The organism is Pedobacter nyackensis (genome assembly GCF_900176505.1).
In the GTDB taxonomy this organism is placed as follows: Bacteria; Bacteroidota; Bacteroidia; order Sphingobacteriales; family Sphingobacteriaceae; genus Pedobacter; species Pedobacter nyackensis.
Genome location: NZ_FWYB01000018.1, coordinates 101,016 through 125,743, shown reverse-complemented (window position 1 = coordinate 125,743; position 24,728 = coordinate 101,016). Strand labels below are relative to the sequence as shown.

Genomic DNA, 24,728 nt, shown 5'->3' with positions numbered 1-24,728 from the left:
CAGCACAAAGATTATCGATACTATAATATTTGCGTGTTCCTTTTAGCTCATAAATCACTTGGTAGCAGCTTTTTTTTTGAGGTCTGTATTGTACTCCTGGTTGGCGATTGCAATCACCTTTTCAAGAGCTGCAATCTTCATTTCTGCTAACAAAAGTCGCTTTTCAAGCTTTTTTTGATCTTCTGAACTCAAAGGCACACCTGTTGATTCAATGGATTCTTCTGACATAAGCTGACTCTGAGTCTTTCGGTACCAAGATACAAAGGATATAATGCTTTGTTCACTCACGCCATATTTTTTTGCTACCTGAGGGTAACTGTAGGAACCTTGGATTGTCTTATGCTGGGATTAGTTTACAGTCTGTCCGATACTGAAATAGTTTTACGATTAAAAGAAACTAGTTCTTTTTTTTGGGGGGTACTTGTAAAAAAACGAATGAATTTTGGCAGCATGTGGGTTATATGATCTGAGGATCAGATCCGGCTGAAAGAAAAAATGCTTTAAAAAAGAAACGGGGACGCAGCAATCCACCGCATCCCCGTTATCTAAATTAACGCTCTCAAATATATAGACGATCAAATATTTGATTTATTGTATGAGCAATAAAAATTATTTTATTTTTCGTAAAACTCTATCGGGAGTTGGTCCGGATCGGCAATAAAAGTAAACCGTTTGCCGGTAAATTCATCAATCCGTATAGGCTCTGCCTCCACTCCTTTATCTTCCAGCATATTGATCACCACCTCCAGTTCGTCCACTTCAAAAGCGAGGTGCCTTAACCCAGTAGCCTCTGGTCTCGATGGCCTTTTTATCGGATCTGGAAAAGAAAAAAGTTCTATTGCATAAACCCCATTTACAGCAAGATCCAGTTTGTAGGATTGTCTTTCGGCTCTGTAAACTTCCCGAATTATAGTAAAGCCTAATACCTCTGTGTAAAAAGCTTTTGAAACAGCATAGTCGCTACAGATAATAGCGATGTGATGAACCTTGTTAATCATCCCACAAAACTACTTAATTTCTCTTTTTATAATTAATCACTGCCCAGGTATTTAACACTAGCGCAAATAATGCCATCGTACCCAATTGAGGTAATATATCTTTAAATCCACTTCCTTTAAGAATCACCATACGCATCACGGCTATCATATAACTAACAGGGTTAAATCTGGACAGCACCTTTGCCCATTCGGGCATACTATCAATAGGTGTAAACAAGCCTCCCATCAAAATAAAGATCATCATGAAAAAAAACATAATAAACATGGCTTGCTGCTGCGTATCACAAAAAGTAGAAATCAGCAATCCGAAGCCCAAAATCGCTAATAGAAAAACCGACGCAAAGAAATACAATACCAGCAGATTGCCCACAGGTACAATTCCATAAATTAACCAGGACACTAGTAAACCTATGGTAAAGACCACATTTCCCAGCGCCCAGAAAGGAATTAGCTTTCCCAATATAAAATGATGCTTCCTGATTGGGGTCACGTTGATCTGCTCAATGGTACCAAACTCCTTTTCTTTTACAATATTCAATGCCGAAAGAAAACCTCCAACCATGGTAACCAGAATAGCCATAATACCGGGAACCATAAAAAATTTATATTGCATAAATGGGTTATAACGATTTGATGAGGTCAGTTCAATACCAGCGGCCCCGTTAAATCTGGAAATAGGTAACAATTCTGATCTGATCTCTTTATTAAAATCTCTGATGATACTCCCCAGATAGGCCCCTCCGAGATTTGCCTTTACCCCGTTAATGGCATTTACAGCTATAAACAACTGTTGCTGATCTTCCCGCACCAGGTTACGCTCAAAATCTTGTGGAATTTCCAGAATCAGATCTGCTTCATCTGCTTCAATCAACTTCATCCCTTCTTTAAAAGACACATTATAGCCTGTAAGCTTAAAATATCCTGAAGCGGTTACTTTCGAAATCAACTTTTGAGCATAACCAGAATGGTCGTGATCAACTACCGAAAGGTTTATGTTTTTCACTTCATAATTAGCAGCAAGCGGCAGGATGATCAATTGTATAGTTGGCATCACGATAATCATCAGCAGGATCGCTCTATTGCGAAATATTTGTCTGAATTCCTTTTCCAGTAAAAACCTGATCGTTCTCATGCCAGTCTGATTTTAAAACTTTTTAAACTAACAGCAAGTAAAACAACTGTGAAACCGGCCAGAATTAGCGTTTCCTTCCAGATCGCGGCAAAGCCCAATCCTTTAATCATGATCGACTTTATAATCATGTAAAACCATTTTGCAGGAACCAAATTAGAAATCAACTGCAACGGATAAGGCATATTCTCTATTGGAAACATAAAACCGCTAAAGAGCACCGTTGGCAAAAACATGCCCATCAGAGAGATCAACATCGCCAGCTGCTGGGAGTTTGTTTTTATAGAAATAAGAATTCCTATGCTCAGGCAGGTAATGATAAACAGTGTGCTTTCGGCGAAAAGCAATAATATACTTCCATTAATTGGTAAATCGAGCACATAAACACTCAAAAGCAGAATAGAAGCTACATTAACCAGCGACAGCAAAAGATAGGGAACCGCCTTTGAAAGAATAACCAGAATTGGCTGAAATGGCGAAACCAGCAAAACCTCCATCGTTCCGGTTTCCTTTTCTTTAACAATAGAAATGGCAGTCATCATTACGCAGACCAGCATCAGCACCAGGGCCATTACACCCGGGACAAAATTTGGCGCCCCTTTTAATTGGGGATTATATAACATTCTCAGTACCGGAACGATCCGGTAAGGAACGGTTACCCTGTTATCCACTGAGCTTTGATAATCCTGAACAATAGCTGAAACATAATTACTGAGTGTGTTAGCGGTATTGGGATCCGAAGCATCGGCGATAACCTGAATTTGCGCTTTTCCCTGATGAAGCAGCGCTTCATTGAATCCGGCAGGAAAAACCAGTGCCATCCTGATCTTTCCTTTTCTAAATTCAGCATCCATTTGCACAGTGTTCATCACCGTATTTTCGATATCAAAGTACCTGCTTGCTGCTATTTTAGAAATAATTTGTTGGGAAGCCAGGTCTTTCGCCTGATCCATAACAATGATCTTTGAGTTCTTCACTTCATTGGTCAGGGCAAATCCGAAAATAAGGATCTGCATCACTGGCATTCCAAATAAAATCAACAGTGTCTTTTTATCGCGCAATACATGGGCAAATTCTTTTTTCACAAAGTTGATAAACTGCTTCATTGCCATATGTTTAATCGCTACGTTTAGCGCCTCTTGCCAACTGATAAAAAACATCATCCATTGACGCTGCTTTAAATTGCTTTTTCAAGTTTGCAGGACTATCCAGTGCTTCAATTTTTCCATCTACCATAATCGATAACCGGTCACAATATTCCGCCTCGTCCATGTAGTGCGTAGTTACAAAAATGGTAATCCCCTTTGCCGAAGCTTCATAAATCAGGTCCCAAAACTGCCTCCTCGTTACCGGATCTACACCACCAGTAGGTTCATCAAGGAATACAATTTTTGGTTGATGCAAAACTGCGACAGAGAAAGAAAGTTTCTGCTTCCAGCCCAATGGCAAAGCCTGAACCAGTTTCTTAGCTTCCTTTTGCAAACCTAGCTGCTCCACCAGTTCTTCCCCCTTGCTTTTTAGCTCCCGGTTACTAAGTCCGTAAATCCCACCAAAAAACCTGATATTTTCCAATACAGTGAGGTCTTCATACAGAGAGAATTTCTGACTCATATAGCCGATGTTCCTTTTAATATCTTCCGTTTGCTTGTACACATTAAAACCTGCAATAGTGGCTGTTCCCGAACTGGGCATCGACAATCCACATAACATCCGCATAGCCGTCGTTTTGCCCGCCCCGTTTGCGCCTAAAAACCCAAATATCTCCCCTTTCTTTACTTCAAAAGTAATTTCATTCGCAGCGATAAAATCACCAAAACGCTTAGTCAGCTTATCTGTTTTTATCACTACATTTTCCATAGCTAGCTTTTTAATAACTTGATAAAATAATCTTCAATTGTAGGTACAGCAGGTTTAATCTCTATTTGACTTAAACCTTCGCTCATCAGGTAACGCCGCAATAAATCATCCTCAAAAACATGTTTAAAGGAAACATGTGTATAGTCACCAAAAGCATAACAATCCAATACTTCCGGATACTTTCTAAGCGCTTTAATCAGTTCATAGGTTTGATCGGCTTTAATCGCATACAATTGTTCAGGATACTGCTTCACCATATTTTCAGGGGTATCGATCGACAGTATTTTCCCTTGTTGAATCAGGGCGATGCGGTCGCACAATGCGGCTTCATCCATATAAGGTGTAGACACCAGAATGGTAATCCCCTGCGCTTTCAATCTTTTGAGCATCTCCCAGAACTCCTTTCTGGAAACGGGATCTACGCCTGTTGTGGGTTCATCCAGAAACAATACGACTGGCTTATGGATAAGTGCACAGCATAAAGCCAGCTTTTGCTTCATCCCGCCCGAAAGTTTCCCTGCTCTTCTATCCTTAAATGGTTCCAGCTGTACGTAAATATCTGCTATCAGGTGATAATTCTCCTCAACGGTGGTTCCAAAAACGGTAGCAAAAAAATTCAGATTTTCAGCTACTGTAAGATCAGGATAGAGCGAGAAGCGCCCCGGCATATAACCAATTATTTTTCTGATCTGCTTATAGTCCTTCTGCACATCATAGCCTTCCACACTTGCGGTTCCTTTTTCGGCAAGCAGCAAAGTAGTTAAGACTCTAAAAATACTGGTTTTGCCAGCACCATCCGGGCCAATCAGGCCAAACACCTCTCCTTTATCCACATGGAACGAAACATCATCAACCGCAACAAACTGCTCCTTACCATAGGTTTTACGGAGTTGGTTTACCGCTATGGCATATCCGTTGCTCATATCTTTTTTAAGAAATTTATCTCTCCATACATTCCTATTTTAAGATAACCATCGTTTTTCACCCTTATCTTTACCGCATAAACCAGATTGGTCCGCTCATCTTTAGTCTGAATCGTTTTAGGTGTAAACTCAGCTTTATCGCTAATCCACTCCACAATACCTTCATAGGTTTTATATTTCTCCCCCACATCGTCGACCAAAACTTCAACTTTTTGTCCTAGTTTGACACTAGACAACTGCTTATCCGTTATGTAAGCTCTTAAAATCATGGTAGACAGATCGCTAACTTTATACAAAGGCTTACCTGCGATCGCCATTTCATTTACCTCTGCATATTTCACCAGCACAGAACCTACCGTTTTATTTACAATCCGGCATTTTGCAAGCTGATCATTTACCTGCTCAATTTGCATATTCAAAGGCTCGGTTTCTTTGTTCAAACTCGCTGAAGTAATCCCTAAGGCAGATTCCTGTGCTGCGATTTGCTTTTTAATAATGGCAACCTGCGCATTTCCATCGTCCATTTGCTTCGCAGTGGCAGCATCAACCATTAGCAAATTGGAGATTCGTTGTTGCTCGTTAACAGCCTGTTTCAATTGTTCCCGATGAGGAGCAACCTGTGCAGTAACGTCAGGTCTTTTACCTAAGACTGCCACCACCTGGGCCTCCAGCTGTTTCTTTTTCAGGTACAGCTGCGTACTATCGATATGGCCCACTATTTCTCCTGCCTTTAACTCCTTCCCCTCTTCAATATTTAAGGTGTTAATAAGTCCGGTTACCTCGGCAGATACAATTGTCTCTACCGCCTCGAATGTACCGGATGCATCAAAGGCCTGTTCCTTAGCGCTGCAGGAAATCAGAGATAAGATTACCAATGTTGCAAAAATGGTCTGTTTCATGATTTTTTTATTAAAATCTAATTACCAGTTGTGATTTGTCTATTATACAAAGCCATCAACAATTGTATTTCATGTATAACTTTGCTTTGCCGTGCCTGATCTTCGGCATTTACCTCCCTTAAATAATCGCTGGTATTGATCACTCCATTTTCCAGCTGTGCAGCAAATGATTCTTTAATACTTACACGGAGGGCGATAATTTCATCATCCGTATGCAACAGGTCGAATTGTTTATCAATTTCTGCATTCTGTTGTTTTACCATAAAATTGGTGTTCAGCAAGAAACTCTCTTTTTGCAGATCTATCTCCTTTCTGTTGATCTCTATAATGGCTTTCTCTTTTTTACTCGTGTAAAAGCCGGATAAAGGCCAGTTCATTCTAAGGCCACCGATAGCAAAAGGTTCAACAGAATTATCTAACATATTTAACGCAGGTCTACCTATCCCCCCCTGTAAGAACAAATTAAACCTTGGTAGGTTTCGCACAGCGATGTTTTGTTCTCTGACATCCAGACTTTTACGCTGACTTTCGTACAAGCTTAATTCCGGCCTATGGATTTCTGCCCCGCGAGATGGTCGTACTGGCTTTAACAACACAATGTTTTCAGGAAGAGGTTTATGAATAAACAATCCAAGTACATCCAGATAGCCTTTACGGGTAAATTTCAATTCTATGCCTTTTTGATTTACTTTAAGCAGCTCTGCTTTGAGCATGTTCAAACTACTTTTTAATGCGACTCCATTGGCCAGAGCAGCTTTTGTTTTGTCAATTCCCAATTGAACATCCTTTTTAAGCAATTCATTTTGTTTCAATTGCCCATCTATCAACAGTACACCGAAAAAAAGCTGATTAATCCTATCCTTCAGCTTATACAGTTCCACTTCCAACTGTTGACTTGCAACAGCGGCATTGCTCGCTATTGCGGCCTTTTGTTGCCTGATCGCTCCGCCATCAAATAACACCTGTGTACCTTCTCCGCTTAACCGATATTGGTCTTTACTCAATTCAGGAATGGTCCTGCCCGGAATTTGGATAGGGATTTTGGTTACATCCGATTGGTAACTGGCCTGCCCGTTGATGTTAAATTGCGGCAGATACCCTTTTGCTGCGTTATCAATTCCATAATCAGCAGCCTTTGAGATCAATTCTGCCTGTTTTACCAAAGGATAATTCTGACGGGCTAATGTATAGCATTCTTCGATAGAAAGGACTTCTATATTTTGTGCATTCGTTTGATAAAATGCGAAACAAATAATAGTAGTAAAAAATATAGATTTCATTTCCATTTCTTTATTTAACAAACAACTTAACCATTTGATTAAAAGAAATTAAAGGAAGATTATATTAATGATTCAAAACCTTTCAAAGTGCTTTTTGTTGTCGTATATGCACAAATAATTTAATGCATAAACAATTAAAGAGTTCGACTTAATTAAGTAAATTGGAATTATCTTAAACAATTAAAGCTTATCAAAATGAATCAAAATGTAATCTGTTGGTTTGAAATCTATGTGAGTAACATTGGAAGAGCAAAGAAATTTTACAGCAGTGTGTTAGGTACAAAATTTAGAGACATGGACACTCCTGCCGAAGCTCCGGAAAGTATGAAAATGGCCTTTTTCTCAGACCCGGGAAATATGGGGGTATCAGGAGCGCTGGTTGAGATGGTGGGAGCTAAAGAGGGTGACGGAGTTTGTGTCAATACGATGGTGTATTTTCCCTGCGATGATTGCAGTATTGAAGAAAGCCGCGTTGCAGGTGCAGGTGGACACGTTAGTCGCTCAAAATTCTCTATTGGCGAATATGGATTTATCGCTATTTGTTCAGATACCGAAGGAAACCCCTTCGGGCTGTATTCAATGAAGTAAAAGCAAAATACCAAGGGTGACTTTGGTGTCTAGCAATAGACTAAGGAGTCACCTTATAAATCACACCTTTATTACCGGCAAGCAGTACCAATTTACCTTTTTTAGATTTCTGTACCACGTTAAAACTCTGATCAGAAATATGGTACCAGTTCATGCCACCATCCTGAGAAACATCTGTCCCGGAGGTGCCGGTAGCCACTAATACTTTAGCATTAAGATAAGTAACACCAGAACGGTAACCACTAACTGGCTTTACTGGCTTTTCCCAGTTCATTCCGCCATCCTTAGTTACCAATACATTATTGGAGTTTTCTTTATCTTTCAGGTAATTCCCTCCAACAACAACGCCTCTCTTTTTATCGTGAAAGGCCATCGAAAAGGTCCCTGTACTGGATTCACCCTGTATAATCGGGCAGCTAAACTTTTTCCAGGTATAGGCATAGTTATCAGAAAAATAAATATTTGCAACAGCTCCACCGGTTGCAATCCAGGTGTGGCCACCCGGCAAAGTTTTAATGGTTGATCCACTTGCAGCAAATCCGGCTTCTCCTACCGTCATATCAAATTTTAAATTTGAAGTAATGGGGTTCCAGCTCAATCCACCATCCTGTGTGCGTAACAACTGCATTTTATTCAAAATGGGATCACCAAAGATGATCCCATTTTTCGCATTCCAGAAATCCATTCCATCTAAAAAGATGGCCGAATCCAGGTTTTTATACCGTTCAGTCCAGGTCTTTCCACCATCAACAGTCAGTAAAATATACGCGGGTGAACCGGCATTTACGACAATAGCTTTATGTTGATCAAAAGCTTCAATATCTCTAAAATCTAATTTTTCATAACCTGCTGGCTGTGTCCATTGCCAGGTTTTCCCAGCATCGGTTGTTTTCCCAATGTATCCATTGCTGCCACTTACCCAGGCTATCTGATCAGAAACCACGGACATCCCTCTGAGACTGGTGTTGGTACCGGTTGTTAAGGGTATCAAGTTATAGGTTTGTGCAAAACCAAAAAATGGCAGTAATAACAGCCAACAAATTATATGCTTCATCTATTTAACTCTTTTCCAGATTTCAGTTCTACCAAGTAGAGAGAAGCCAATGTACCCTCTCATATCTAACTCGTCCTTACCATTCAGTTTCATATTACACTTATAGGTCTTACCTGATTTCGGGTCATAAATGGTACCACCGGTCCACCTTCCATCATCAAAAACAAAGTTCTTTAGGATCTCCAACCCTACAATAGGTTTAGATCTTAACTTCTCATTCGGGTTTTTCAAATCTATCTTGGTAACACCTTTTTCGTCCTTAGGATCCTTTAACCAAACAATCTTACCAAAATATTTATCACCTCGTTTCGTGATATCAATATGAGCCTCATTTAGTGAGTTGATCCATTTGCCAACAATAGCATCTTTATTCTGGGCAAGGCCCGCAAAGGAAATCGCCGTCAAAAGCAATACAAAAGTTAAGTGTTTCATTTCTATAGATAGTTTCTTATTGTTAAATACAAATTAGTCTTTCCTAAGATACTAAATGAAGCATATAATCTAAAAATTATTTAATGGTCTCTTTTACCTCACCACAAGTCAACATGCTATCACCAAAATATGGGTTTTTGATGTCCTTTTCATTGCTTAACCAGGATGCCCCCTTATCATTTAAGGCCATTGGGCAATACTCTACATAAACTTCTCCACTACTTAGTCCGGCAGTTTTTACCCTCTGGATAAAATCGTTGCTCAAATCAGAGAACAATGTTCTTTGCACATCTATGTCAGTCGCCGCGCCAATCTTAGCCGCCAAAGCGGTTAAAGTAGCACCGTTATTTAACGCTTTCGACCCCAGCTCAATAGCATTTACGGCTACTTTAGCCTCTGCCATATCACCGGCAACCAGCGCTTTAGTCAGGTGAACGTAGTGCTGATAAACTGCATTTAATTTATCGTCTTTTATGATTACTCCAGAGGCTACAACTTTTTCTACTGGCGCGCCATGCCCTTCACCAGGTGCATGATTATGCCCTGCATGAGGATCTGTTTCTGCTGGTTTTTGGGTGTTTCCGCATGCTGCAAATAAAGTTACCGCAGCCAACGTAATTACAAAATTTGTTATCGTTCTCATTTTTCTGTGTTTTAAATATTTACTTATTAAGTTTTTTTTAATTAGGTGATGGTTTTATTTTAATACATCAACCGGATTTTTACCCTTTTTAAGGATATACTCGCTATACAAAAGGTAAGCACCTGTTACCACGACCTGATCTCCGTTTGTCAGGCCTTCCGTAATCTCTACCTGACTATCATTCTCCTGACCGGTTTTCACCAATTGCGGTTCAAAGGTGTCTTTGCTCTTTTTAATCCACACATGCATACCTTTTCCCTCTCTTATTACAGCATCGACAGGCAAGGTTAACACATTGCCCGTACTCGCTAAAGGAAGCAGAACATTGGCTTGCAAACCCGGCTGCCACTGATTACCGGGATTAGGAATACTACCTCTGATTTGTGTAAGCTGTGTACCGGATTGCAAAGCCGGGGTAATAAAGCTAATGGTCATTTCCTGCGGCTGGTTTTCCCATCCTGCAACAATCACTTTAACTTTCTGTCCCACTTTGATATTTTTTACCTCATTGGGATACACATCGGCTTCTACCCATAACTGACCATAGCCTTCCAATCTTAATATCGGACTTCCCTCTGTTACGTATTGTCCCTGCGTTACCGACAACTCGGCAATGACACCCCCTTCAGGAGCATAAAACACGACAAAAGGATCTTTCTTTTGTGTTTTAATCAGTTGCTGTACCTGACTTTCAGATTGTCCGTACAAAAGTAGTTTTTGCTTAGCCGAAGCCACTATCTGCTTTTCTATTTTATCGCCCTGAAATTGTTTTTCCTGAGCTACTGCCATCAGGTACTCTTGCTGAAGGGTAGTCAATTGCTCAGAATACAACTTATACAAAGGTTGCCCTTTGCTCACCTTAACACCGGTTTCCCTTACATACAATTGTTCAACACGTCCGGCAATTCTACTGGAGATGTAACTACTTTGTTCGGGATTCACCGTTAGTCTTCCGTTGAGTTGTTTGGTACCTGCCAAGCTATTTGCACCGATTACTATGGTGGTTATATTTGCCAATGCCTGTCGTGTAGCATCAATCTTTAAGGCTTTATCATCGCTGTTTTTTTCAAACGGCACCAGATCCATCCCGCAAATCGGGCAGGTTCCCATTTCATTTTTTATTACTTGCGGGTGCATTGGGCAGGTAAAAGTTTGCTGTTTTTCTTTTGCTGCACCTGCTGCTTCAGGTTTCTTTTCATTGCTGCAAGCCGCAATAAATACCGATGGAAGCACAGCCACAATGGCCAATCCTTTTAAAAATAATTTCCGTTCCATAGTTCTATTTAATAAAGCTTTCGCTATCTACGAGGTACGACGCATTTTTACTTATTTCCCAATTGCTAATGTCTTCTTTAATCTGCACCATTCCTCCAATGGTAATGCCAGCATTTACAGGTTTAGGAATTACTACATTCCCTTCCTTTTTAAAGACAATGGTTTTATTGCCAAGCATCACTACTGCCGATTCGGGGAGCCACCACGAAGCTGCAAGCAATACGGGGATCCTTGCTGTAAGCAATTCACCGACCCTAAAATCGGGCTTATTGAGGTACACTCTGGCAATGGTAAAATTCTCTCCGTTTTTAAATACTGGCTGTATCATACCAATAGTTGCGGTTTGAATGGTGCTTTTATCTGCCGTCTTATAAAATGCAAACTTATCGCCCTTTCTTACCAGAGATGCCATTGCAGGTTTTAAAGAAAACTCGGCAACAAGGCGGTCGGCATTATAGATGGTGAAAAGTGATTGCCCTGCGCTAACATACTGACCTTCCCGAAGCATTACCGGAGAGCTTACAGGGGCAGCCGACGGCGCGGGTGCTGCCGCTCCTCCTCCACTCATACCGCTCATTCCATCTCCACCGGCAGCGGGCGTAGCCGCCGAAGGGGCCGATGCCGGTGCAGCGGCGGCCGATTTCTCCAGTATATACCCATTTGCATTGCTATATACCGGAATACGGTAATTCACCTTTCCTGTCTTCAGCAATTGATTAACACCCGAAGCGCTCATTCCAAGCAATAACAAACGTTGCTTAGCGCCTTCCAGCATAGTGTGGTCGTTCGAATTCCTTAAAAAAAGCAACTCCTGCTGAGCAGCGGCCAGATCAGGAGAATAAACCTCCATAATCAGCTGGCCCTTTTTAACCGGCTGGTAATTGTATTTAATCAGCAAGCGCTCTATTCTCCCAGTTACTCTACTAGCCACACTGTTCTCATTCCGGGTATCGTAATTGATAATCCCCTGCGCTTCTACTGTGAATATTTTAGTACCATATTCCGCTTTAATTAAGGGTAATGTAGATACCACCTGCTCATTTGTAGGTTTCAACAGATGCGCAAGATCACTATCTATTTTTACAGCTCCCGGATCTTCATGAGCATCGTGATTATTATCCTTTTTCTTACCGCAAGAACTGATCAATAGCATACCGATCATTATCAAAGTAGCGGGGGTAAATATGCTTTTAACGATATAGTTCTTTTTCATAATCGGCAATCATTAAATAAATTTTCAACTTCTCGTCCAATACGCTGACCTGCATCATGGTTAATGCTTCCCAGGCAGCAATTACCTCAGGCAATTCCATCTTATTCTCACGGTAGCTTAAAAAGTTAACGTCGAGTGTTTTTTGTAGTGTAGGAATGATTTTATCTTCCATAGCATCAATACGTTTCTGCATCGACTGGATCTCGAACTGCATACCATACAGCATCCCCTGGGTTTCCTGCAACATAGCCGCCTTCTCTTTTCCCATCGCCGCAATTTCGTATTCCATTCCCTTCACTTCAGATTTATACATCTTTGCAGACCAGGGGGCAATTGGAATACTCACCATTCCCATCACACTGTAAGCCTTCGGCATCATCTTGGTTAAGGGCGACATATGATCGAATCGCAGTCTAAAGTCGGGCCTGCTTTGCTTTTTCATCGCTTCAATATTTAGCTGCATGGATTGTATGCTGTAATCCATCTTCTTAATATCGTTTCTGGCCAATGCCAGACTAGCGGTGTCAATTGTAGGGGCAGCCACAAAATCCGGCTGATATGAAGTATCGATTGTAAAATCAGCATCCCCCCGCATGTTCATCAAACTGTTTAGCCAGGCGCGGGATTTAGCAATCTCACCTTCCTGCATTCTGATCATGTTACGGTTTTCTTCCAATCCGGCAGTGGTTTTGTACACACTACCTAATTTCGACTGGTTATATGGATACCTGATCTCTTCGATCTTTTTCATCGTTTCCATAATTTTCTCGTTCTGTTTTAAAACCGCAATCTTCTGCTCGGCAACCAACCAACCGAAATACAAACGCTTAGCTTGTGCCTTATATTCGTTTAAGGTTACACCGCGGGTTTCATTTTCTACTTTACCCTTAGATTCGATAAAGCGCTTGTTGGCATTCAGTTTAACCGCATTAGGGATATCCTGTTCCAGCTGCACCATTACAGATCCTTTATCACCTTCGTCCATAATCATCTGACCGGGATAAGGGGTCATAAAAGTACCTACACCTACCATTGGTGCCATCCAGGCTGTTGCCGCTTTTGCAGTATGCTTAAAGCTTTCAGCTCTTAAACCGTAGGACTGCAGAAACAGATTATTTTTGTCTATGCGCTGCAAAATTGTATCCAGCGAAAGGACCGGTTTCTGCTGTGCCGAAGCAAAAAATGGCAACAACAGCAATACCCATGTTATTTTTTTAATGATGTACATCATGAACCTCCAATTTTCCATATTTCCTCAATTCATATTCCTTGGACATTAAAAAGATCAGTGGTGTAACCAGTAAAATATGTGTAGAAGAGGTTAGTACCCCACCTATCATTGGCAACACGATCGGTTGCATTACATCCACCCCTACTCCGGTTGCCCACAATACAGGTACGAGTCCGAACAGCGACACGCAAACAGTCATCAGCTTTGGTCTTAACCTTTTCGCTGCACCATAAATCACGTGTTCTCTTAAGTCTTCTCTGGTTATGGTTTCGCTTGAATTGCCTTTCAGTTTAATCAACTGAGCCATGGCATCATTCAGGTAAATAACCATCACAATCCCCGTCTCGACGGCAATCCCAAACAGGGCAATAAAACCTACAGCTACACCGACCGACAAATTCACGCCCCAGAAATAAATCATATAGGCCCCGCCAATCAAGGCAAAAGGAACCGTAATCAGACTTAAAAATGCCTCTCTGATAGAGTGAAAAGCAAAATACAGCGAGAAGAAAATGATAACTAAAACTACCGGAGCGATCCACATCAGGGTTTGTTTACCACGAATTAAGTTTTCATATTGACCGCTCCACTCCAGGAAATAACCTTCAGGAAGCACCCCTTTTTCCTTGTTCAACTTCTCCATCGCGTCTTTAACGGTACTTCCTAAATCTCTATCGCGCACATTAAACATCACTGCACCACGCAAAATAGCATTGTCGGAACTGATCATTGGCGGGCCGTCTTCGTATTTAATATCCGCTACTGCCGACAAAGGAACCTCACCAAAAGCAGGTGATTGAACCGGAATACGCTTAATCTGTTCTACGCTATTGCGATATTCCTGTGCCAAACGTACACTGATAGAAAAACGTTGTCTCCCTTCAATGGTATTGCCAATGGTTGCACCCCCCAAGGCACTTTCAACAATCTGATTTACATCATCTACATTTAGGCCATAACGGGCCAGTTCGTCTCTCTTTATATCAATAGAAAGGTATTTTCCACCTGTAATGGGCTCAACAAATAAATCGCTTACCCCTGGTGTGCCTTCCAATGCTGCTTTAACTTTTTCTGATACTGAAGCAATGGTATCTAAATTCTGACCAAACACTTTGATTCCTACATCGGTACGGATACCTGTAGCCAACATATTGATTCTGTTGATAATTGGCTGGGTCCAGCCGTTTACCACACCTGGAATCTGCAGTTTCGCATCCAATTCGGTCACAATATCTTTCTTGGTAATACCTTCCCGCCATTCACTTTTCGGCTTCAGCGTAATGATGGTTTCGATCATACTGATGGGTGAGTTATCCGTTGCCGTATTGGCCCTGCCCGCTTTTCCTAAAACCTTATCAACTTCCGGCACCGATTTAATAATCTTATCCTGTACCTGTAATATCCGTTTTGCTTCTGCATTGGATACATCCGGTAAAGTCACCGGCATAAACAGAATACTTTGCTCGTCCAGCGGTGGGATAAACTCTGTACCCAGATTTTTAAGCAAAGGAATAGTGATTAATAAGGCGATGATATTGATAGCAATGGTTGTTTTTCTCCATTTCAATACCGCTCTGATAACCGGCTCATAAACCCTTTCCAACACCCTGTTTACCGGATTGACATTATCGGGCTTAAACTTTCCCTTCATAAAAAAGGAAATCAGCACCGGAGCCAGCGTAATCACCAGCAAAGCATCTACAATCATGATAAATGTTTTGGTAAAGGCTAAGGGGTGAAATAATTTACCCTCTTGTCCGGTTAACATAAATACCGGTAAAAACGAGGTAATGATAATGACTGTTGCAAAGAACACTCCTCTTGAAACCTGCTTGCTGGACTTAGTAATCACCGCAAGGCGATCTTCCTCACTAATCCAGTCCGGAGATTTTTTAAATATATTTTTAAACCACGTTATCATGATGCTGTTGTTTTATTTTGATCCTTCTCCCACAATTCGTATCGTTCTGCCAGATGCTTATAAGCATTTTCACTCATGATGATACCATTGTCAACAATTACCCCGATGGCCAGTGCAATACCGGTTAGCGACATGATGTTGGATGAGATATCAAATGCGTTGAGCAAAATAAAACTGGCAGCAATGGTAATCGGAATCTGTATGATGATACTTAATGCACTACGCCAATGGAACAGGAACACGAATACGATGATCGACACGACAATCATCTCTTCAATCAGCGTGTTTTTTATAGAGTCTACTGACTCTTTGATCAATTCGCCTCTATCGTATACGATATCAAACTTTACACCTTTAGGCAATCCCTTTGACACCTCTTCCATCTTGGCCTTCACCTTGTCGATTACTTCGGCTGCATTTTCTCCGTACCGCATCACCACGATACCACCCGCACGTTCTCCTTTGCCATCCTGATCAAATATCCCGAGCCGCGTTTCGCCGGTCATCTGTACCGTAGCCAGATCTGAAACTTTTATTGGCGTACCATTCTGGTTTTTGATAGGAATATTAGAAATTTCATCCAGAGATTTAAGATAACCGGAAGTTTTAATGATATACCCCATATCACTCATCTCAAACTTCCGCCCCCCGGATTCATTGTTATTGCTTCTTACTGCTGCAATAACCTGTGGCACACTGAGCTTGTAATACAATAATTTATTAGGGTCAATAGTGATTTGATATTGCTTTTGGAAGCCCCCAAATGAGGCAATCTCACTCACTCCCGGAACAGTTTGCAAAGCGAACTTCACATACCAATCCTGAATGGCCCGTTGTTCGCCAAGATCCATATCCGGCGCATCGAGAGTATACCAGAGCACATGTCCTACTCCCGTTCCGTCGGGCCCTAATTGCGGAGTAACCCCTTCGGGTAAGGTGCTGGATATGGTACTGATCCGTTCCGTCACCCGCTCTCTTGCCCAGTACACATCAACATCATCTTCAAAGATCACGTAAATGAAACTCATACCAAACATGGAAGAACCTCTCACATATTTAATCTTCGGAATCCCCTGTAAGTTGGTTACCAGCGGATAAGTTACCTGATCCTCTATTAATTGTGGTGATCTACCCATCCATTCTGTAAATACAATCACCTGGTTTTCGGAAAGATCAGGAATTGCATCTATCGGATTCTTTTGCACAGAGAATACTCCCCATACAAATAACCCTGCAGAAAGTATCAGCACAATAAACCTATTGCGCATCGACCATTCTATAATTTTATGTACCATTTATAATAACCCTCTTTCTTTTATTGGTTTTATTAATGTGCTTTAGTGGTTTTATCTGTACGGTCGTACTTGCAACAACTATGTAGTTTACCATAAGCCTCCTCAGTAGCTTTGAACTTTTCAGTATCATAGCCTGTATCAGCAACTTTTTGCTGCACCTGATCATTGGTAATTTTAGTAGAATCGTAACTTACTGTCAGTATTTTTGTAACCTTATCCCAGTCTGCAGAAGATACTCCCGGAACTTTAAGGGCAGTTTCTATCTTTTTCTTGCACATGCCACAGTTACCTGATACTTTGATTTTTTCTGTTTTAGATTGTGCGAATACAGCACTACCAAGGAAAGTCAACGCGACTACCGAAAGGAATCTGAATGATTTCATCTTAATGAGATTTTAAAGAAATGTAAATAAAATTGGGTTTGAAGCAATGATGCTATAAGGCGCTGAAAATTATCGGCAATAGCAGCTTCGTATTGCACAGACGTACAATAATTAAAAGAAAGAGGGTATTATATTCTGTAGGTACAGTTTTTTATGAAGACAGGCGTTTTCTGTCCATTAGGAGGTGCATTGCTTAATGCTTCTCTTGTGATTTTTACAGGTATCTGAACCTGATAGTTGACGTACAATTCAGGCTGAATGATCGCAGTGGATAAAGATGCAAATTTGTAAACAGTCTGATTTACCTTTTGAGAGTTATCAACTTTAACTTCCTGTTTTACATCTTTACAGCATGAGTTCTTTTTTGTTTCTGCCATAGGCATCCCACAGAATTCACATACTTTATCAGACTGCTTAACCAGACCCCAGCTCACCAATTCGCCCATGCAATAATGAAAATGCATAGTTGCCCCACTGGAAATTCCCAGGTAAAATACGGCAAGAATGGTAAGTAGTGTCCTTTTCATTATAACAAAGATTGCAAAAAGAACGGAGATGTTTTTATAAAATTCCGTTCTTTTTTTACAAGATTAATGTGTTCGCGATTTTAACGATATAAACTATCCCCTTGAATTATAAGGATGTAGCTACATACCCTGCCTTTTCAAGCGTATTAACAACCTTTTCAGCGTCAAGCTGACCTGCTACTTCAATCGTGAGAATTTTTTCAGGATTATCAGTATCTACTGACCATTTTGCGATTTCAGGCATTTCGTTCAGGAATGGTGTTACATTGGCAACACATCCACCGCATTTGATATTTGTTTTGAATTTTAAAGTTTCCATGATATGATTATTGTTAAGAGTTTTTATAAAATAATTGATTAAGTCATGCATACTGCACTTATATTAGTTTTGCGAATTTCAAGCGTAAACTGTTACTCACTACCGATACTGAACTTAAGGCCATGGCCGCTCCTGCAATCATCGGGTTCAGCAAGAAGCCGTTGAACGGATACAATAAGCCCGCAGCAATAGGAATTCCGATCAGGTTATAAATAAAGGCCCAGAACAGATTCTGACGAATGGTTCTCACTGTAAGCTTGGATAAGCGTAGTGCTTTAGGCACTTGCTGCAAATCGGATGATACCAGTGTGATCTTTGCCACATCAATGGCAATATCTGATCCTTTACCCATTGCAATTGAAACATCCGCCTGAGCCAAAGCCTGGCTATCATTTATTCCATCGCCAATCATCGCTACTACTTTACCTTGGGCCTGCAGTTTTTTAACAAAATCAGACTTATCAGAAGGCAATACTTCGGCCTGGAAATGATCAATTCCAACTTGTCCGGATACAGATGCAGCAGTTTGCTGATTATCGCCTGTAAGCATATACACCTCAATACCGGCATGTTTTAAAGCTGCAACAGCTTTGGCCGAACCGGCCTTAATCTGATCTGCTATGGATACAATGGCCAACACCTGCGTTGCATTGGTAAAGTAAATTACCGTTTGGGCCAGTTGCTGAAGTTCTGCAACCCGCTCCTGCAATGCAGCAGCAACCTGTACATTTTGATCAGTAAGCATCTTATGGCTACCTGCCCAATACTTTTCACCTTCAAATACTGCCATCACGCCTTTACCGGTTAAACTTTCGAAGTCGGTTACCGCAGCTCCTTTTATACCATCGTTTTTAAGGTTACGCACAATCGCTTCTGCGAGCGGGTGTTCTGAAGTTTGCTCCAATGCAATCAATACTTCCTGTAATACCTTTTTGTCTTTTGGTAATTCATTAGCCCATTCTACATGGGTTACTTCCGGTTTACCCTCAGTGATGGTTCCCGTTTTATCCAAAATAACGGCATTTACTTTATATCCGGATTCCAGGGCCTCTGCATCTTTAATTAAAATACCATTTTCGGCGCCTTTACCAATTCCCACCATAATTGCCGTTGGTGTTGCCAAACCCAACGCACAAGGGCAGGCAATCACCAAAACGGTAACCATGGCCAGCAATCCCTGCGTAAAAGCATGTTCTCCGCCAAATACCAACCATGCACCCAAACTGATGATGGCTATTAAAATAACTATAGGTACAAATATACCTGCAATCTTATCTACCAATTTCTGAACGGGCGCTTTAGAACCCTGTGCATCCTGTACCAGTTTAATGATCTGGGCAAGCATAGTTTCGCCACCAACCTTTTCGGCTCTAAATTTAAAACTGCCTTTTTGGTTAATGGTTCCGGCAAAAACCTTATCGCCAGCGGTTTTAGAAACCGCAATGGGCTCCCCGGTAATCATACTCTCATCTACATAAGAACTACCATCATACACCTCGCCGTCGACCGGGATCTTTTCACCCGAACGTACCAGCAACTGATCATTGATATGTACATCGGCAACAGGAATCTCTTTTTCGCCATGCTCCGTAATCAACATTACTGTTTTTGGCTGTAAGCCCATCAGTTTTTTGATGGCCGAAGAAGTGTTTGATTTGGCCTTCTCTTCAAGCAATTTACCCAGCATAATGAAAACAATCACTACTGCAGCTGCTTCGAAATAGACATGAGGATGTAGCCCTCTATTGTGCCAAAACTCAGGATTGAAGGTATTAAAAGCACTAAACACATAGGCAATACCAGTACTTAGCGCAACAAGGGTATCCATATTGGCTGTTCCATTTTTAGCTTGCTTCCATGCATTGATGAAAAAGCTTTTACCAAAAAAGAATAGTATTGGCGCTGTTAAGGCCATCATGTAGTAGTTCCCATTAGGCATATCCATAAAGAACATTCCAATGATCACTACCGGGATAGCTAATACGGATGAATAGATCATCCGCTTTTTTAAATCCTCGTAGTTATTTTTCTGTGCTTCTTCCTGAAGTTCTTTTGCTCCGTCCTGTTCAAGGATCAGATCATATCCTATAGACTGAACGGCTTTTTGTAAAGCTTCCGGCTGTATTGCATCAGGATGGTAGCTCACTTTTACCGATTGAGTTGCATAGTTTACCTCTGCCTTATCAACCCCCTCCTGAGCACCTAGTATAGATTCAACGCTCACGGCACACGAGGCACAAGTCATCCCCAGTACCGGCATCGAAATCCTTTCTATATTGTTGTTCATAACGCGCTTTGTTTATTTGACTATACAAAGGTAAGTTGAGAACAACCCGATTGTTTTACAGGATTCAGAGATTAGTTTACAGAATTTTGCTCCAACCGCTTTTATTTTGAGAATTCAGTAGCCGCATTGCCCCATTCGTCCTGATAGTACACTATATTTTTAGTCTCCACATCAGTTGCATTTTTTAAGCCCAACAAAGTATTATTTTCCTTCGCCAGCACCATTTTTACATCCGTTATTTTCGCACCCAACACGTCATCTAGAAAAATCGCATACCTGCTATCCTTTTTTTCGTAATTGAAAGAGCTGTTTTTAACGGTTAGTTCTTTTACATGTCGGGCCCATAAACCATAAGAAGGTTGAATATTTAGATTGGCAACGTTATACTGCCCTACACCAAGCTCAGGCGGGGTGCTTTCCTTATCGGCCAAAGGATTTCCACCTTTAACCAATACATGGACGTCATTAAAGACAATATTCTTAATATACCCGGTATGCTGACCATTAGGCAATTTAAAATCGAGTCCACCTTGAACAACTTCCGTATCGGGAAGTTTATAGCCCGCAACTATCGGTGTAGCTTTAGTTTGTTTCCCATCATATGGGTTCCAGCGACCATTTTTCCCTCCATGTGAACTTCCTCCATATACTTCAGAGATATCAATTCCATTAAGGATGATGTTCTCTACTTTCCCGATATTAACATTTTTAACCAGCAACTCATCATGTTTAATTCCGTTTTCCATAAAAACATACCTGCCTACTTCTGCACCAAGAATACGTGCACGGTTAGAAATAGAAATAAAGAAAGGGGTCCTGGTCCTAAGCATTTTTGATCTCGAATGCAGCTTGCCAGTATGTCCGCAATTCAGGTGGATGTCGCTGATATGCGCACCATCATTGGTAGATATAGAAAATCCCGCTTTATTGGCGCCCAGTACATAAATATTATCCACACAAATATCTTTTATATCATCAGCGGTTTCCGAACCGATCTGAAAGAGGTTACAATTGGTATCACCTATAATGTTGCGCACTTTGTAATTTCTGGCTGGTCGTGTAAAGCCCAAAGCGCAATCTGAGCCCGGCTTAACCAAATCATCAGAACTTACTTTTGAATAGATATTAGTTACCGTAACATGATTGCAGCCCATAAAATCATAAATATCACGGGCATTGGTCGAATTAAATTTACCAAAATAGGTGTCATGGACATTGATATTGTCCGTTCCGGTAGCCAACAACACAAAATGCCCTGCACGTTCTATTTTTAACATTCCATCATGATCAAATGATTTTGTACCATCCTTTAAGCTATAATAAGGTTCATCTTTGTCCGCATCATACCATAAATCTTCCTGGCGATGTATCCCACCTATTTCCAGATTGGTACATAGTTTAAGGGTAAACATTTTATCGGCTCTGTTATCCGGAGTGTTGTTCATTACATTATCACCATTAACCAGGTTACCATTGCCGGTTATCAATCCACTTCCAATAATCTTAACATTATCCAGCCTTTCACCAAAAAACATGGTGTTTCTGAAATAATGGTGTCCAACATCCTGTTTGGTCATGTAGTTTTCAGGATCTGCATATGGCCCTGGCGCCGTTGGTGAAAGTCCGGAGCGGTATTTTTTATCACTAAACCAGGTTGTTTCGGGAGCATCAGCACCTTTCATTCCTTTAATAACTGCTCCTTTATCTACATATAGATAAACATTGCTTTTCAAATGAACAGTTCGCACATTATAAGTTCCTTCAGTAAACAGCAGAGTTCCCCCACCAATTTTATTCAGCTCATCAATAGCCTTATTTATGGCTAGGGTGCGATCTTCATTTTCAGAGGGAATTACACCAAATCTTTTTACATCCACCTTCCCGGAATAAAAGCTTGTGGTATTGGACAACCCTTTATGAGGGCCATCCATAACAGATAATCTAAAAGTATAAAACTGACCGGGCTTTAAATTTGAAACCACCGCCGTCCCATTGGTTTTATCTATAGCAGCTGATGAAGCAGTCCAGTTTTTCCCTTTGTCCAGTGATTGCATTAAACGCATATTTAAAGGAGCTTTACTTAGTGAAAACTTAAAGTTCACTTTAGTATAGGTACCAGGAGTTTCTTTGTAATGAAGGCTTTTATCTACCAGTCGTTCAAAGTCCGACACTGTACTGGTTGCCACGAGCGTTGCAGTTTCGTTGCCTGTTCCTGCACTAGTCAACGCTTCAGGCTTTGAAGTGGTATAGATAGCTTTAAAAGGATAGCTACCAGCATTCAGCAGCTTCACACCCGCAATTACAATTTTAAGATCGGCACCATTTGAAGGTCTAAGGTCCAGATGCTCCAATGAAAGAATCGTGCCATCGGCAGCTACTTTCGACAGGTTAAATTCTCCTACTTTACTATATGAATATTTAGTACCTACGCGACCTATAGACTGGCTTGCGAGATCTTTTAGCATTACATCTCCACGGCCTATAACATTCACTGTGGTATTTGTGGGCGTAATTACGATTCCTTTGGGTATAAAAATTTTAACTGTTGCATCAGGACTTCTTTGTCCAGCAGTAAAATAAAGCGTCAAATTGGTTGTGGTATTAGCCGTTAATGTTTGTTTTTGGAGGACTAGCTGGCCACTAAGTGCCATAGTCTTTACTTTGATCTGATAAGTTTTGCTGGTTTTCCCATCTTCAGCCAATACCACTAAGCGATCGCCACTTACCAACTCACCTTCAGTTTTCGCAATGCCATTGCTATTTAAAACGGTGTATTTTTGGTTTGAGCCATCCTTTGCTCTAATTTGAGCATGAAGATCTTTGACAGTAATATTTGTTGCAACCAACCCTTTATCTTCAGGCGTATCAACCGTAAAGCGATAAGTACTTCCGCCGATCAGTATCAGACTGTCGTTGGTTATCTTAGCAATATTGGCTGCCCTCGTACCGAAAGTTATTTCAGAACTAAACGCAGTCAGTTTGCTTGAATTGGACATAACAGGTACTGTGATTCCCATTAGCCCTACCATCACTAACAATAAAAACTTCTTCATTATTTTCGAGTAAAACATTTAATTAAACACGCCTATAAACATGATTGAATAAGATATCCATCCATTTATTTAAACCTAAAACTAGACAAATAAAGACATTGATAATTATTGAATATTTACAATTTCATCAACTATATCAGCAATGGTAATAACTTCATAGTATTGTCATATACTGTAACACGGCAAACACTTTACCATCAAAGCTGTAATTTCAAGATAAATGAAGCGAAAAATAAACCTATTGCCCTTTGTGGTCGTTACCATCCTATTCTTTTTATTAAACGCCTATGTACTGTCGGGCATACATACGCTCAGTAGCAGCCCAATTATAGCTCCGATATTCTGGACTTTCATAGCCATCATAACAGGCTCACTTATTTATGCAATTCAGAGAATGCGCGACAATGGCATGGATATCTTTTTTAAAATCGCAACGCATGCTTTCCTTGTTCTCTTTGTGGCGGAAATCGTTTTTGTAGTGATGTTATTGCCTTCTGATACCTATAGCTTATTTTCCGGTAAACCACGTAATGTATACTGGGTTGAATTTGCCATGTCCCTTTTTGTACTTACAGTCTTGATCTTTATTTATGGTATTATCAAAGGAAAATATGCTTATCGGGTAATAAAACACACTTTATATTTCGATAATCTTCCGGATAGTTTTGAAGACTTTACGATCACCCAGATATCCGACGTACATGCAGGAAGTTTTCAAAGCCCTAAAGGTGTTCAAAGAGGCATAGACCTGATCAAGGCACAAAAATCTGACATTTTTGTTTTTACGGGTGATTTAGTCAACAATAAAGCTGAAGAAATAGTACCCTGGATTAGTTATTTTTCGCAGATCAAAGCGCCATATGGGCAATTTTCTATCCTGGGAAACCATGATTATGGCGACTATATTAAATGGGATACTGAAAGCCATAAGAGGGCTAATCTGGAGCAATTAAAATTGCACCATGCTGATTTGGGTTTCAAGCTCATGTTAGATGAACACGTAGAACTGCATAAAGATGGTGAAAAAATAGTCCTTGCCGGTGTAGAAAACTGGGGCATTGGCTTTGGAGAACGTGGCGACCTTAAAAAAGCCTTGACTGATGTAAATCCAAATGACTTTAAAATCCTGCTTTCTCACGACCCGACCCATTGGGATGCTGAGGTAAAAAAACATCCTTCAAAAATAAACCTCACACTTTCCGGTCATACCCATGGTATGCAGTTTGGTATCGAAGCTTTTGGTATTAAATGGAGTCCGGTTAAATACAGATATGCACATTGGGCAGGTATAGCAAGTGAAAATGGCAGGTACCTGAACATTAACAGAGGCTTCGGATTCCTTGGTTTTTCGGGCCGAATAGGCATCTGGCCGGAAATTACAGTAATAAAACTTAAAAAATCCTAAGCTAATTTTATCACAG

The 24,728-nt window shown here is 40.7% G+C and carries 23 protein-coding genes; 2 read left to right on the top strand and 21 right to left on the bottom strand.

Annotated elements, in window-relative coordinates; all coding sequences use genetic code 11:
* Positions 1-54 precede the first annotated feature (54 nt).
* The 8 genes from B9A18_RS25235 to B9A18_RS22645 form a co-directional block, all read right to left on the bottom strand.
* The gene (locus tag B9A18_RS25235; RefSeq protein ID WP_159452730.1) at positions 55-228 is read right to left on the bottom strand and encodes a hypothetical protein; all 174 of its coding nucleotides are present in this window, start codon (positions 226-228) and stop codon (positions 55-57) included.
* Between the two features lie 386 nt (positions 229-614).
* Positions 615-998, bottom strand: a complete 384-nt coding sequence (gene gloA2, locus B9A18_RS22675; protein WP_084291838.1) for an SMU1112c/YaeR family gloxylase I-like metalloprotein — start codon at positions 996-998, stop codon at positions 615-617.
* Between the two features lie 13 nt (positions 999-1,011).
* Entirely contained in the window at positions 1,012-2,130 is a 1,119-nt protein-coding gene (locus B9A18_RS22670; RefSeq protein ID WP_084291837.1) for an ABC transporter permease, read from the bottom strand.
* Positions 2,127-3,233, bottom strand: coding sequence for an ABC transporter permease (locus B9A18_RS22665; protein ID WP_084291848.1), 1,107 nt, complete (start codon positions 3,231-3,233; stop codon positions 2,127-2,129). Before B9A18_RS22665 ends, B9A18_RS22670 begins: the two co-directional genes overlap by 4 nt.
* A 10-nt stretch (positions 3,234-3,243) precedes the next feature.
* Positions 3,244-3,984: an ABC transporter ATP-binding protein gene (locus tag B9A18_RS22660; protein ID WP_084291836.1), complete on the bottom strand. Its 741-nt coding sequence runs from the start codon at positions 3,982-3,984 to the stop codon at positions 3,244-3,246.
* 2 nt (positions 3,985-3,986) lie between these two features.
* Complete coding sequence (locus B9A18_RS22655) at positions 3,987-4,907, bottom strand: ABC transporter ATP-binding protein (protein ID WP_084291835.1); 921 nt, start codon at positions 4,905-4,907, stop codon at positions 3,987-3,989.
* The gene (locus B9A18_RS22650) at positions 4,904-5,806 is read right to left on the bottom strand and encodes an HlyD family secretion protein (protein WP_084291834.1); all 903 of its coding nucleotides are present in this window, start codon (positions 5,804-5,806) and stop codon (positions 4,904-4,906) included. Before B9A18_RS22650 ends, B9A18_RS22655 begins: the two co-directional genes overlap by 4 nt.
* 17 nt (positions 5,807-5,823) lie before the next feature.
* A complete protein-coding gene (locus B9A18_RS22645; protein WP_084291847.1) occupies positions 5,824-7,086 on the bottom strand; it encodes a TolC family protein in 1,263 nt (420 codons plus the stop codon).
* Positions 7,087-7,281: 195 nt separating this feature from the next.
* Here B9A18_RS22645 and B9A18_RS22640 point away from each other — a divergent pair, with 195 nt between their 5' ends.
* The gene (locus tag B9A18_RS22640) at positions 7,282-7,674 is read left to right on the top strand and encodes a VOC family protein (protein WP_084291833.1); all 393 of its coding nucleotides are present in this window, start codon (positions 7,282-7,284) and stop codon (positions 7,672-7,674) included.
* Between the two features lie 40 nt (positions 7,675-7,714).
* Here the strand turns inward: B9A18_RS22640 and B9A18_RS22635 are convergent, their stop codons facing one another.
* From B9A18_RS22635 to B9A18_RS22575, 13 genes are all read right to left on the bottom strand, one after another.
* The gene (locus tag B9A18_RS22635) at positions 7,715-8,728 is read right to left on the bottom strand and encodes a WD40/YVTN/BNR-like repeat-containing protein (protein ID WP_084291832.1); all 1,014 of its coding nucleotides are present in this window, start codon (positions 8,726-8,728) and stop codon (positions 7,715-7,717) included.
* Entirely contained in the window at positions 8,729-9,160 is a 432-nt protein-coding gene (locus B9A18_RS22630; protein WP_084291831.1) for a DUF2147 domain-containing protein, read from the bottom strand.
* Positions 9,161-9,236: 76 nt separating this feature from the next.
* The gene (locus tag B9A18_RS22625) at positions 9,237-9,803 is read right to left on the bottom strand and encodes a DUF3347 domain-containing protein (RefSeq protein ID WP_084291830.1); all 567 of its coding nucleotides are present in this window, start codon (positions 9,801-9,803) and stop codon (positions 9,237-9,239) included.
* 54 nt (positions 9,804-9,857) lie between these two features.
* Positions 9,858-11,078 carry an efflux RND transporter periplasmic adaptor subunit gene (locus B9A18_RS22620; RefSeq protein ID WP_084291829.1) on the bottom strand — a complete coding sequence of 407 codons (1,221 nt, stop codon included), beginning with the start codon at positions 11,076-11,078 and terminating at the stop codon, positions 9,858-9,860.
* Positions 11,079-11,082: 4 nt separating this feature from the next.
* On the bottom strand, positions 11,083-12,291 hold the full coding sequence (locus B9A18_RS22615) for an efflux RND transporter periplasmic adaptor subunit (protein WP_084291828.1): 1,209 nt from the start codon (positions 12,289-12,291) through the stop codon (positions 11,083-11,085).
* A complete protein-coding gene (locus B9A18_RS22610; RefSeq protein ID WP_235005417.1) occupies positions 12,269-13,540 on the bottom strand; it encodes a TolC family protein in 1,272 nt (423 codons plus the stop codon). The genes B9A18_RS22615 and B9A18_RS22610 overlap by 23 nt, the downstream gene beginning before the upstream one ends.
* Complete coding sequence (locus tag B9A18_RS25585) at positions 13,506-15,443, bottom strand: efflux RND transporter permease subunit (RefSeq protein WP_084291827.1); 1,938 nt, start codon at positions 15,441-15,443, stop codon at positions 13,506-13,508. The genes B9A18_RS22610 and B9A18_RS25585 overlap by 35 nt, the downstream gene beginning before the upstream one ends.
* Positions 15,440-16,738 carry an efflux RND transporter permease subunit gene (locus tag B9A18_RS25580; protein ID WP_084291826.1) on the bottom strand — a complete coding sequence of 433 codons (1,299 nt, stop codon included), beginning with the start codon at positions 16,736-16,738 and terminating at the stop codon, positions 15,440-15,442. Before B9A18_RS25580 ends, B9A18_RS25585 begins: the two co-directional genes overlap by 4 nt.
* Positions 16,739-16,770: 32 nt before the next feature.
* Positions 16,771-17,121: a heavy-metal-associated domain-containing protein gene (locus B9A18_RS22595; protein WP_084291825.1), complete on the bottom strand. Its 351-nt coding sequence runs from the start codon at positions 17,119-17,121 to the stop codon at positions 16,771-16,773.
* 128 nt (positions 17,122-17,249) lie between these two features.
* Positions 17,250-17,648: an HYC_CC_PP family protein gene (locus B9A18_RS22590; RefSeq protein WP_084291824.1), complete on the bottom strand. Its 399-nt coding sequence runs from the start codon at positions 17,646-17,648 to the stop codon at positions 17,250-17,252.
* Positions 17,649-17,754: 106 nt separating this feature from the next.
* Positions 17,755-17,967, bottom strand: coding sequence for a heavy-metal-associated domain-containing protein (locus B9A18_RS22585; RefSeq protein WP_084291845.1), 213 nt, complete (start codon positions 17,965-17,967; stop codon positions 17,755-17,757).
* 58 nt (positions 17,968-18,025) lie between these two features.
* Positions 18,026-20,254, bottom strand: coding sequence for a heavy metal translocating P-type ATPase (locus tag B9A18_RS22580; protein WP_084291823.1), 2,229 nt, complete (start codon positions 20,252-20,254; stop codon positions 18,026-18,028).
* A gap of 101 nt (positions 20,255-20,355) precedes the next feature.
* On the bottom strand, positions 20,356-23,307 hold the full coding sequence (locus B9A18_RS22575; RefSeq protein WP_084291822.1) for an endopygalactorunase: 2,952 nt from the start codon (positions 23,305-23,307) through the stop codon (positions 20,356-20,358).
* Between the two features lie 220 nt (positions 23,308-23,527).
* Here B9A18_RS22575 and B9A18_RS22570 point away from each other — a divergent pair, with 220 nt between their 5' ends.
* Positions 23,528-24,712 (top strand): metallophosphoesterase, encoded by a 1,185-nt coding sequence (locus tag B9A18_RS22570; protein WP_084291821.1) that lies wholly within the window; start codon positions 23,528-23,530, stop codon positions 24,710-24,712.
* The last annotated feature ends 16 nt before the right edge of the window (positions 24,713-24,728 follow it).